Below are 10,203 nucleotides of genomic sequence, written 5' to 3' on the forward strand. Positions count from 1 at the left end.
ACGATCTTCCTACCTATTCTAGCTGGCCGGAGTAGTATTCATCACAACTGTTGCTTTCTCAACTGTTGTTTCGTCAGAATTTTTATCAATTGTAAATTCCTGACTATTTGTAATGATGGCCAACGTAACTGTATCATACCCGGCTTTAGCTACCGCTGTCCAGTCCACTTTTCCAACAATTTGTCCACGTGTTACTACATCTCCCGGTTTGGCGGTTAAATCAAAGTACTGACCCTTTAGATTAACCGTATCAATTCCGATATGGACCAAAACCTCTTCACCAGCATCACTTGTATACCCAATCGCATGACTTGTATCTGCAACAAACATTACTTTACCATTTACTGGTGCGTAAATTGGTGAATCATCATTTGGTTTAACAGCAATGCTCTTTCCCATTGTTTCTTGTGCCATAATTGGATCACTAACTTCATTTACAGGAATTTGTTGTCCCTCAACTGGTGCAGTTACTGTATCAGATGTTCTTGCAGTTGTTTGTGCTACTGTTTGTGCTACTGTTTGTGTTTCGCTTGTGTCTGTATCAGCTTCTGATACTGTTGTGTCTCCTGCTACAGCTGCTGCCTCTGGATCAATCGCATCCTTTGGAATACCAAAGAAGAATGTGGCGATAAAACCACCCAAGTATGCAGCCAGCAGTCCTGCAACATAGCCTAACCATTTACCGTTATTAATTAATGGAATCAAGGCAACTCCTGAAGGGCCAATCGCAATTGCACCGATATTTCCTAATCCACCAATAACGGCACCACCAATACCACCACCAATACAAGCAGTGATAAATGGTTTACCAAGTGGTAACGTTACTCCATAAATTAACGGTTCTCCAATTCCAAGAATTCCAACTGGTAAAGCTCCTTTAATCATATTAGTGAGTTTGTGGTTACGATGACAACGAATCCAAAGTGCAATCGCAGCACCAACTTGACCACCACCAGCCATCGCTAGAATAGGAAGTAATGGTGTCATACCAGTTTTATTAATCATTTCAATATGAATTGGTGTCAAAATTTGGTGAAGTCCAAACATAACCATTGGTAAGAATAATGCACCAAGAACAAAACCAGAGAAAGCACCACCAACGTTTAATACCCATTCAATTGCGCCAACTAGTGAAGTTGAAATAACTCCTGCAACTGGCATAACTAAGAAAATGGTGAAGATTCCGACAATGAATAATGAGACAGTTGGTGTGATAATAATATCAATAGAATCTGGAACCCACTGATGCATTTTCTTTTCAACAAGCGACAAAATCCATACGGCAAAAATAACACCAATAATTCCGCCTTGCCCAGCTGAGAGAGCCGAGCCGTTGAAAATATTATGCAATGGTGCTTCTGGTGTTACACCGCTTAATAGGGTAACCGCACCGATAACACCACCTAGCCCTGGAGTTGCGCCAAATTCGTTTGCGCTATTAATTCCGACATAAATTGCTAGATAGGAGAAAACACCATTTTGAATGACCTTCATAATCATGATGAAGTCACTCCAACTCTTCCCAATATCACCCGCTACAAGCATATTAGAAAGAACGGCTGCAATTCCACCAATTAAACCAGCACCAACAAAGGCTGGAATCAAAGGAATGAAAATATTTGAAATTGATTTTAGCACTCTTTTAATTGGTGTTTGTTTTTGTTTCGCTTTTTGCTCCGCTTTAACTCTAGCTGCCTTAGCCTCAACCATTTCTTTATCAGTCAAATGATCATTTTTACCAGCATCATCAGGGAAAGGTTCCCCCAATTTAACACCAACTTGATCAACCATCACTTGAGCAACTTTGTTTACTGTTCCTGGTCCAACAACTACTTGGAGCGTGTCGTCATCAACCACACCCAAAACACCATCGATCTTTTTAAGGTCTTCCATATCAACCTTATCTTTGTCAATGATGGTCATTCGAACTCGTGTCATACAATGGATTAATTTATCAACGTTACCAGGGCCACCAACATTTTCGTATATTTCTCGAGCAATTCGGTCAATTTTTTCCTCAGCCATTAGTCCTTACCTCCCTTAATTGTGCCACGAACAAACCCATTTGCATTTTTCAAACGTGCCTCTGCTTCATCTTTATCTAAATTCGTTAAAATCATGACAATTGCTAATTTTACATTTTGGTCTGCATCTACAAAGGCTTTCTCCGCGATCTCATAATCACATTCAGTTGCTTGCATAATAATACGTTTAGAACGTTCAACCAGTTTTTTATTTGTCGGTTTTACGTCCACCATCAAATTTTTATAGACTTTACCGATCCCTACCATTGAAACTGTAGAAAGCATATTTAAAACCATTTTCTGTGCCGTTCCCGACTTCAAACGTGTCGACCCTGTTAAAACCTCTGGACCTACCGGAACCTCAATGGCAACCTCGGCATGTCTGCTAATTTCAGCATGATCATTACAAGCTAGACTAATCACTGATGCCCCAATTTTCTTAGCGTAGTCTAAACCACCAATCACATATGGCGTCCTTCCACTAGCTGCAATTCCCACTACAGTATCCTTATCAGATAAATGATGAGTTTTTAAATCATTTTCGCCTAATTCTACCGAATCTTCGGCACCTTCGACAGCTAACGTCATCGCCTGTTCACCACCAGCAATTAATCCTTGTACCATTTCTGGATCAGTTCCAAATGTCGGCACACATTCGGCAGCATCTAAGACTCCCAGCCGTCCACTAGTACCAGCGCCTGTGTAAAACAATCGGCCACCTGCTTGAAAACTAGCCACAATTTTTTCAACTGCTTGAGTAATTTCGGGTAATGCTTTTTTTATGCTTACTGGTACCGTTTGATCTTCAGCATTCATAAGTTCTAAAACTTTATTGGTTGATAATTCATCTAGATTCATAGTTTTGTCGTTCCGTGTTTCAGTAGTTAACTTGCTTAAATCAATCATTTTACTTCCTCCATTGGCATAAATTTAATTGCTGTCTTTTCTCCAATTAACGGTAAAAAAACAACATCGGACTGTGACACTTGCCCAATAACATTTACTTTTGAATCAAGTGGTAATTCCTTTTTACAAATCTGAATTTCGCCTTGATACCGGCCATAATCCTCATTATCTATCGTAATAGTTCCCAATTTTCTTAGTGTTGTCTGGTGTGGTTGCACACTCACACTCATTTTTTGATTTTGTTGCCGTGATTCTACCAATCTCACAACATCTCGTGCTACTTCGGGACGATTATGCCAAATTTGTTTCATAAGTTCAGAATGGCTGGTTTGAACATGAAGCTGAATTTCATTACGCGTAAAGAATGCTTCAAACTGCGCCATCAACTTATTTGATATTAGTGGATCACCTATGAATATTTTTTCAACCTCAAAATTTTTCTTCAATTCATTTGCAGCCACCAGCGAATTCTTATGTCGATGAGCTTCCAAAGTTGGTAGTCCTTGGTAAAGTGGACCTCTAAAATTAATATCTCCTGGGACAAATGCCATGACTGTAAAGTGTTGTTGCTTCAACCACATGTTCTTCTCAGCGAACCAATCAGTATCTAAGCCAGTTTCTGGACGAGGATAATAGTTATGCCAAGCCTCCATGTGATCAAAATTAGCATGCTGAACATTCAATACTTGCACATCAGTTTCACTTATAGTGCTTGCATTCAAGGCTATGGCTAATTGATGACTTAAAATGGCAATTTCTGAATTTGTAAATCCGTCATCCAAACGTAAAGCTGAAATTCCGCATTGTGTTAGCTTTTTCACATCAGTCACAGAACAGCCCAAACTTTTCAATCCTTGGTAATCAATATCAACGGTCAACTCTAGATGCTGTTCCATACAAATTTTTCCAAGTTTCTTTAGACGTTCAACGTACTTTGAAGCATCATCCTCTGGAATATGAACTGATGTAAATACACCGGTAAACCCATGTTGACTCATGGTTCTGATATAACTTTCAGTCTGACTATTAATTTCAGTATCCAAATAAATCGAAAAACCTAGCATAGTATCACTCCCAAATATTCTGTTACCGCTTTCATTGACAAACACAGTATACAATTTGTGAATTTAAATTTCAAGTTTTATTTTGATTTTTCTTTATTTCATGAAATTAAATTTCTTAAACGACAATAAAAAAAGATCAAATTACACGATCGTATAATTTAATCTTATTAATCTATCCCTTTGTCACTTGATCCACCCGAAACGCCACAATCTCGCAAATGAGTTTTGCCGGTAATGGTTGATCATAGGCGAGTTGAATAGTTCCTTTGGAAGTTTTATATTCCTTTAGTTGATCGGCAAATGCCACAATTGGATCAGCTGTCGGATAAAAACCAAGGTGATCTTTTCCAGCGTCAAAATAAACCACTACTTTACCGTTTTGTTCAATAGCTGGCATATTATAAGAGATTTTTTCACGTGCTTTTGGAGCTGCGTCTGCCAGCAAGTCACGCATAATTTGTGCAACAGTCTTTTGCATCTCTGGTAAATTCGTCATATATTCGGCTATGCTTGCATATTTTTTCATAAACAACCTTACCCTTCAATTGCTGTTTTAAGAGACTTTGCTAGTACCATTTACGTAGTTAAGTTTAACACCCTTTTGGATATTGAAGATGTAAACATTGTAATGAATCTTATTTGAGCCGATTGACTGTGCGCGCATTTCAACACCATTTGCCAACAAATCCGAACTCTTATAAATTGGCTTTACTTCATAACGCACATAACGCCGGGAACTACCCCTCAAATATTTTGCTGTCTCATTTTCATACTTTGTCATTTGCGGGTCATTCAACGAACGTGTTCCTGTAATTAAATTCTTCCAATTATTATTCTGACCAGTCAATTGATACCCAATTAAATGACACCGATTGTATAACCAACCTGACTTAACCCTCTTATTGTGCCAACCAGTTGGGTCCACATATAAAGCCTGCCGTTTACCTTTAGGCATTAGTCGTTTATTCAGCATGGCATTCGCATCAGTCGCTCGGTTCTCGCCATCTAAATTACTATATTTTTGCCAAGCACCCTTTTTGGTAGATAAAGTTGCTTTTGAAAAGCTCGGACGATCTTTATTCACAATCACCGTTTGGGTTCCGTGATACCTAAGTGTGCTGAGTTTGGATGTACTAGCAGCCTTAGCTTTTTTAGCAGGAACCCTTTTTATAACTTTATGAACGACTTTCTTCTTTTTAGCAACAGCTTTTTTCTTATGAACCACTTTTCTTCTAACAACTCGCTTTTTAGCTTTTTTCTTCGGTGCTTTTTCTGTAGCCGATAAGGTCAATCCTCGTCGTTTGGCGGTTGTTAAACTCACCCTATAAACTTTTTTGGCCCGGTTTAAACCTCTATCATGCCGTTTGTAGAAATAATGCTTACCCGTTCTTGTCACATACACATATGTTGCAGCTTGCGCCGTTGCCTGTGTATTACCGGGTAATTGCTGGACATTAAACGCTAGCGTAAATGTCGCAATCACTAAAATAACTAACCTTGAAACTTTCTTCATGTTACTCCCCAACTTTCTACCACCGCGAATGGTAAATAAAAAAATATTTGATTACTTTTTGCGTACAGTAACCCTTTTTATGGTACCGCTATTTTTTGATTAATAAAATAGCGCTGAAAAATCAATGTATTGACTCATTAGTCATTGACTTGCCAGTCACTATAGAATATACTCTGCGTATCAATTAATTAAAGTTGCTTATCTTGTTAATTACCTAAAAATAAGGAGGTCAGCATTATGGCTGATACAGTACTTTCAATTAATCACTTACAAAAAAATTTCGGTAAATTTGCAGCATTAAAAGACATTATGTTTGATGTCCATCCCGGTGAAGTCTTTGGCTTTATTGGCCCCAACGGCGCTGGTAAATCAACGACCATTCGGACACTGTTAGGTATTCTTCGCGCATCTGGTGGCTCAGCAACAATCTTTGGAAAAGACGTTTGGAAAGATTCCGTCAGTATTCACGAACGCTTGGCTTATGTGCCGGGCGATGTGTATTTGTGGCCTAATCTGACTGGTGGCGAAATCATTGACTTATTTCTGAAACTCAACCATCAAACCCACACGGCACATACTGATGAGCTAATTAAACAATTTGAATTTGATCCAACAAAAAAAGCGCGGACTTATTCAAAAGGAAATCGGCAAAAGGTCGCTTTAATTGCGGCATTCTCAACGGATGCTGACTTATACATTTTTGATGAACCTACCTCTGGACTTGATCCACTGAATGAAGAAATTTTTCAAAAAAACGTGGTCGCGCTTAAGGAAAACGGCAAAAGCATCCTGCTATCAAGCCACATTTTATCCGAAGTTGAGCGCATGTGTGATCGCATCGGTATCATTCGCGAAGGTCGCATCATTGAAACCGGAACCCTCACGGAAATGCGCCATCTTACCCGCACCATGATCACCGTTCAAACCCGGCAACTTTTACCTGACCTATCAATAACGCCTGGGGTTCATGGATTCAAAACCTTTGAAAACGCTAAAAATAAAGCCAGTTTTACCGTTGATTCAGACAAGCTGGATCAACTCATGCAGACCCTCGCCAAACTTGAAATTGTAAGCCTGCAAAGCACACCACCCACTCTTGAAGATCTCTTTTTGCGTTACTACCAAAAAGATGAGGAAGGTGAACATGATGACCAAAAATGAAACCCAACAAACCGGCTTTCTTACGCGTTTCAACCTCCGTCGAGATTGGTTTTTAATTTGGATCTGGGTACTAATTTTAGGAATGCTCATGACTGCGGTGGCTTTCAAGTTTAACGACTTGTATGGCACACCACAATCGATTGCCACAATCGTGAGCACGTTAAAAACGCCAGCCATGGTTTCACTGTTTGGGGCCTTTGTTGCCAAAGCCCCCTACACAACCGCTGATATCTTTGCGAGTGAAATGCTGGTATTTATGGCTCTCTTTATGGTCGTCATGAACATCTTTTTCGCGGTTCGCAATACTCGCGGTGAAGAAAGTAACGGCATGCTAGAACTGATTCGCTCTCATGCAGTTGGCAAACAGAGCCCTTTATTAGCAGCCACCCTTGAGTTATTTTTGATTAATCTTCTGGTCGGCTTAATTTATTTTGGTGGCCTACAAGTTTCCGGAATGCGTGGGATGAACACCATGGGAAACCTCCTAACTGGTGTTGGCTTGGCAGCCGTTGGGTTCATGTTTGGCAGTGTCGCACTGCTGATGTCTCAAGTAAGCGACAACCCACGTGGTGCCACGATGTTAAGCTACTTAGTTTTAGGTATTGCCTACATTGGACGAATGATCACGGATGTCGAAAACCCCGATTTAACTTGGTGGTCCCCGTTCGGCTGGATTGAAAAACTCTCAATTTATGATAAAAATAATTGGTTGCCTGTTATTTTAATGGTCGTATCAACGCTCATTCTTCTATCAGCCACCTTCTATGCCAGCCGTCATCGCGATGTTGGCTCCGGTTTAATTGCAACTCATGGTGGTCGTAAACGAGCCTCTATCTTTTTAGCCGGCCCATTCAGCCTGGTAATGCGTTTAGATCGTTTAAACTTAATCGTCTGGACTATTGGCACGGTGGTCCTCGGGATCTCTTACGGCTCCATTTTTGGGACCGTGGGTGACGTTTTGAAATCCAACCCCCTAATGGGTAACCTGTTAGGTAAAGATGCCTTAGACGCCGCCGGTCAAACCATTGTGTTGAAGTTTGCGGCATTACGAATGCTCGTGTTTGCCGTCTTGGCTACTGTTCCGAGTGTTCAAACGTTGCTTCGGATTAATGGTGATGAACGTAAGGGCTGGCTCGAACAATTACATGCCAAACGTGTTTCTCGGGCCCGAATTTTTGGTAGCTACGTAGCCGTTTCAGTAATCATCGGCACCTTGGCTTTATTTGCGGCTACCTTGGGAATGTGGCTAGCCAGTGTTACCGTCATGACCAACCCCATTTCATTTGCCAGAATGTTCCGGGGCTTTATTGGCTACTTGCCTGCCCTTTATGTCGTGTTAGGCATTAGCACACTAATTATCGGCTGGGCGCCGCGGCTCCAAACCATCATTTGGGCCATCCCCGTTTACGGATTAATTAGCTTATATTTTGGAAAACTAGTCAACATCCCTGACTGGGCGCAAAAAATCACGCCTTACGGTTGGGTTAACCGAGTTCCAATTAGCACAGTGGATTGGCCCCGATTTTATCTTTATATTGCCTTAGCCATTGGGTTACTATTCATCGGCTTTCTTGGTTATAAACGTCGCGATTTAATTGAAAACTAATTTTGAAAGGAGTCCTTACTTCATGCCAGATAAAAATTTCCAAGTGCCAATGGATCCTGAAAAAGTGACTCGCATTATGCAGACTTCTTTATCAATCTTTGCCAACCGTGGATATCGGGGGGCGAAAACAGATATCATCGCCGAAGAGGCAAAGGTTTCGAAGGGCATTATTTTCCGCTACTATGGTGATAAAGCTCATTTATACATTGCCACTCTGAAGTTTGCGTCCGCCAACCTCACTCAGGTCGTGGATTACAGCGTTTGGCAAGATGCCCAAGACTTAGACGAAATGATCATCAATGCAACTAAATATAAAATTAAATTACAGTTGCAATTTCCCGATGAATTTAAGCTCCTTTTAGACGCCTATGCGGAACTTGGTGACGCCCCCGCAAAACTAAAACACAAGATTGCCGAGTTTTACGCCGGGCAGACAAATGATAATATGGGAAATCTAATTGACCCCATTCTTGAACGCTTACCAATTCGAACGGATATCACCAAAGAGGCCATTCAGCGCCTCATGCTTGGCATCTTTGATCAGGTAGCTTCGGAAACAAAAGCGTTTATGCAGGCTAATCCTGATGCTGACCTAACTGATTTTGATGAGATCATTAATCACGTCCGTCTATACATTGACATTTTGGAAAACGGATTTTTGAAGAAATAAAAATAACAATCAATTTGTGAGCTTGCCTGATGCACAGGCTCACTTTTGATTGTTATTTTTAGTTTTATTAGCCTTCAGTTAACCCCGTTAAGAGTACAATCTAAATGCTTTATTTCTACCAAAAAAATAGTATAATACGAATTGATAAAGTAAAAAAGTGTTACTTTATGATAGTTTTATTTTAAATTTAATTCTCACCATTAACTTTTCAAGCGTAAAGTCTGTAACTATTGATATCTCTGCATCAATTATTGTAATGAATAATGTTACAAAAATATGAATTATTAAAATTAGGTACGTCATTCACCCTTTTTTGTGGTATTATTTTAAGTGCGTCTTAGTTGATGGTAAATGGTATATATTTTGAAGAAAAAATAGTAATTTGGAGGAAACAAACTATGTTTTACTATGATTATGATCAGTTAAATTTTTCACGACAAAAGTTAGATGAAAAAAAAGCTAACTACTTGCTCCGTTTTTCTTTTTTAGAATACAGTTTAATTTTTAATTTCGAAAAACGGGAACCATCTCGTGCCAAACGAGAACTGGCAGCTTTCTTTGAACAACACAGTGACCTGGTTAAAAATGCCAGCCACGAAGACTTGCACCGGAGTTTAGTCAATGTCGTTAGTGATTTCACAATGACTGGTTTGGCTAATCACTTTAACGCAACCAACTTTGTTCAATTACGGGAAGCCTACTTTGATTGGCTGACACCGGAAAAGCCTGAAGACCCCGAAAACTTTCAAAAAGCTCTGGAATTGATTTGTAAAGACTTCTTCGAATTGCAGACTCCCGAAGATGAAATCACAGCTACGGACACTGTTCCTAAGCAAGTTTATCAAATCACCTACTATGTGAATATGCACTTGTATGACAAGATGCAGCCAATTCGCATCGCAGATTATTTGAATCTTTCTTATCAATACGTTTCTCGTTTGTTCACCCACACAATGGGAATGTCGATTCAAAGTTACATTGATAAACAACGAGTTGACGAATCAAAGAAATTGCTTTTGCACACTGACTTGCCATTGAGTGAGATTGCTCGGGTCTTAAATTACTACGATTCAAGTAACTACATTAAACATTTCAAAAAGTTCTCAGAAACAACGCCTAAACAGTATCGTTTGCAGAACCAGCGCGAACGTTTCCGTTTGAAACAAGAAGCAATAGATAAGGCAAACCAACAATATTAAAAAGTGTAAAAGAAGCCACCAAACAAATTTTGTTTGGTGGCTTCTTTACGCTTAAATTGC

At 39.8% G+C, this 10,203-nt stretch carries 9 protein-coding genes; 4 read left to right on the forward strand and 5 right to left on the reverse strand.

Annotated elements, in window-relative coordinates; all coding sequences use genetic code 11:
* Window positions 1-18 precede the first annotated feature (18 nt).
* The 5 genes from ACLHK8_RS06140 to ACLHK8_RS06160 form a co-directional block, all read right to left on the reverse strand.
* Window positions 19-2,025 (reverse strand): glucose PTS transporter subunit IIA, encoded by a 2,007-nt coding sequence (locus ACLHK8_RS06140; protein WP_434520229.1) that lies wholly within the window; start codon window positions 2,023-2,025, stop codon window positions 19-21.
* The gene (murQ, locus tag ACLHK8_RS06145; RefSeq protein WP_057773136.1) at window positions 2,025-2,930 is read right to left on the reverse strand and encodes an N-acetylmuramic acid 6-phosphate etherase; all 906 of its coding nucleotides are present in this window, start codon (window positions 2,928-2,930) and stop codon (window positions 2,025-2,027) included. Before murQ ends, ACLHK8_RS06140 begins: the two co-directional genes overlap by 1 nt.
* On the reverse strand, window positions 2,927-3,994 hold the full coding sequence (locus ACLHK8_RS06150) for a DUF871 domain-containing protein (protein WP_057773133.1): 1,068 nt from the start codon (window positions 3,992-3,994) through the stop codon (window positions 2,927-2,929). The genes murQ and ACLHK8_RS06150 overlap by 4 nt, the downstream gene beginning before the upstream one ends.
* Window positions 3,995-4,166: 172 nt before the next feature.
* The gene (locus tag ACLHK8_RS06155) at window positions 4,167-4,520 is read right to left on the reverse strand and encodes an iron chaperone (protein WP_323714699.1); all 354 of its coding nucleotides are present in this window, start codon (window positions 4,518-4,520) and stop codon (window positions 4,167-4,169) included.
* A 27-nt stretch (window positions 4,521-4,547) separates the two neighbouring features.
* Window positions 4,548-5,507 (reverse strand): DNA/RNA non-specific endonuclease, encoded by a 960-nt coding sequence (locus ACLHK8_RS06160; RefSeq protein ID WP_057773129.1) that lies wholly within the window; start codon window positions 5,505-5,507, stop codon window positions 4,548-4,550.
* A 237-nt stretch (window positions 5,508-5,744) separates the two neighbouring features.
* On the opposite strand from ACLHK8_RS06160, the gene ACLHK8_RS06165 reads away from it, so the two are divergent.
* The 4 genes from ACLHK8_RS06165 to ACLHK8_RS06180 all read left to right on the forward strand — a co-directional run bounded on the left by ACLHK8_RS06165 (window position 5,745) and on the right by ACLHK8_RS06180 (window position 10,143).
* The gene (locus tag ACLHK8_RS06165; RefSeq protein WP_323714700.1) at window positions 5,745-6,668 is read left to right on the forward strand and encodes an ABC transporter ATP-binding protein; all 924 of its coding nucleotides are present in this window, start codon (window positions 5,745-5,747) and stop codon (window positions 6,666-6,668) included.
* Complete coding sequence (locus ACLHK8_RS06170) at window positions 6,652-8,274, forward strand: ABC transporter permease (RefSeq protein WP_434520230.1); 1,623 nt, start codon at window positions 6,652-6,654, stop codon at window positions 8,272-8,274. Before ACLHK8_RS06165 ends, ACLHK8_RS06170 begins: the two co-directional genes overlap by 17 nt.
* A gap of 22 nt (window positions 8,275-8,296) precedes the next feature.
* Window positions 8,297-8,944 (forward strand): TetR/AcrR family transcriptional regulator, encoded by a 648-nt coding sequence (locus ACLHK8_RS06175; protein ID WP_057773126.1) that lies wholly within the window; start codon window positions 8,297-8,299, stop codon window positions 8,942-8,944.
* A gap of 398 nt (window positions 8,945-9,342) precedes the next feature.
* On the forward strand, window positions 9,343-10,143 hold the full coding sequence (locus ACLHK8_RS06180) for a helix-turn-helix transcriptional regulator (RefSeq protein ID WP_063697333.1): 801 nt from the start codon (window positions 9,343-9,345) through the stop codon (window positions 10,141-10,143).
* Window positions 10,144-10,203 lie beyond the last annotated feature (60 nt).

The organism is Pediococcus sp. M21F004 (genome assembly GCF_051122535.1).
Taxonomy (GTDB): domain Bacteria; phylum Bacillota; class Bacilli; order Lactobacillales; family Lactobacillaceae; genus Pediococcus; species Pediococcus inopinatus.

What these genes read in the sequence shown, in the direction of transcription:
- ACLHK8_RS06140 (WP_434520229.1), bottom strand. Translation starts at nt 2,025, where the DNA reads ATGGCTGAGGAAAAAATTGACCGAATTGCTCGAGAAATATACGAAAAT.
- murQ (WP_057773136.1), bottom strand. Translation starts at nt 2,930, where the DNA reads ATGATTGATTTAAGCAAGTTAACTACTGAAACACGGAACGACAAAACT.
- ACLHK8_RS06150 (WP_057773133.1), bottom strand. Translation starts at nt 3,994, where the DNA reads ATGCTAGGTTTTTCGATTTATTTGGATACTGAAATTAATAGTCAGACT.
- ACLHK8_RS06155 (WP_323714699.1), bottom strand. Translation starts at nt 4,520, where the DNA reads ATGAAAAAATATGCAAGCATAGCCGAATATATGACGAATTTACCAGAG.
- ACLHK8_RS06160 (WP_057773129.1), bottom strand. Translation starts at nt 5,507, where the DNA reads ATGAAGAAAGTTTCAAGGTTAGTTATTTTAGTGATTGCGACATTTACG.
- ACLHK8_RS06165 (WP_323714700.1), top strand. Translation starts at nt 5,745, where the DNA reads ATGGCTGATACAGTACTTTCAATTAATCACTTACAAAAAAATTTCGGT.
- ACLHK8_RS06170 (WP_434520230.1), top strand. Translation starts at nt 6,652, where the DNA reads ATGATGACCAAAAATGAAACCCAACAAACCGGCTTTCTTACGCGTTTC.
- ACLHK8_RS06175 (WP_057773126.1), top strand. Translation starts at nt 8,297, where the DNA reads ATGCCAGATAAAAATTTCCAAGTGCCAATGGATCCTGAAAAAGTGACT.
- ACLHK8_RS06180 (WP_063697333.1), top strand. Translation starts at nt 9,343, where the DNA reads ATGTTTTACTATGATTATGATCAGTTAAATTTTTCACGACAAAAGTTA.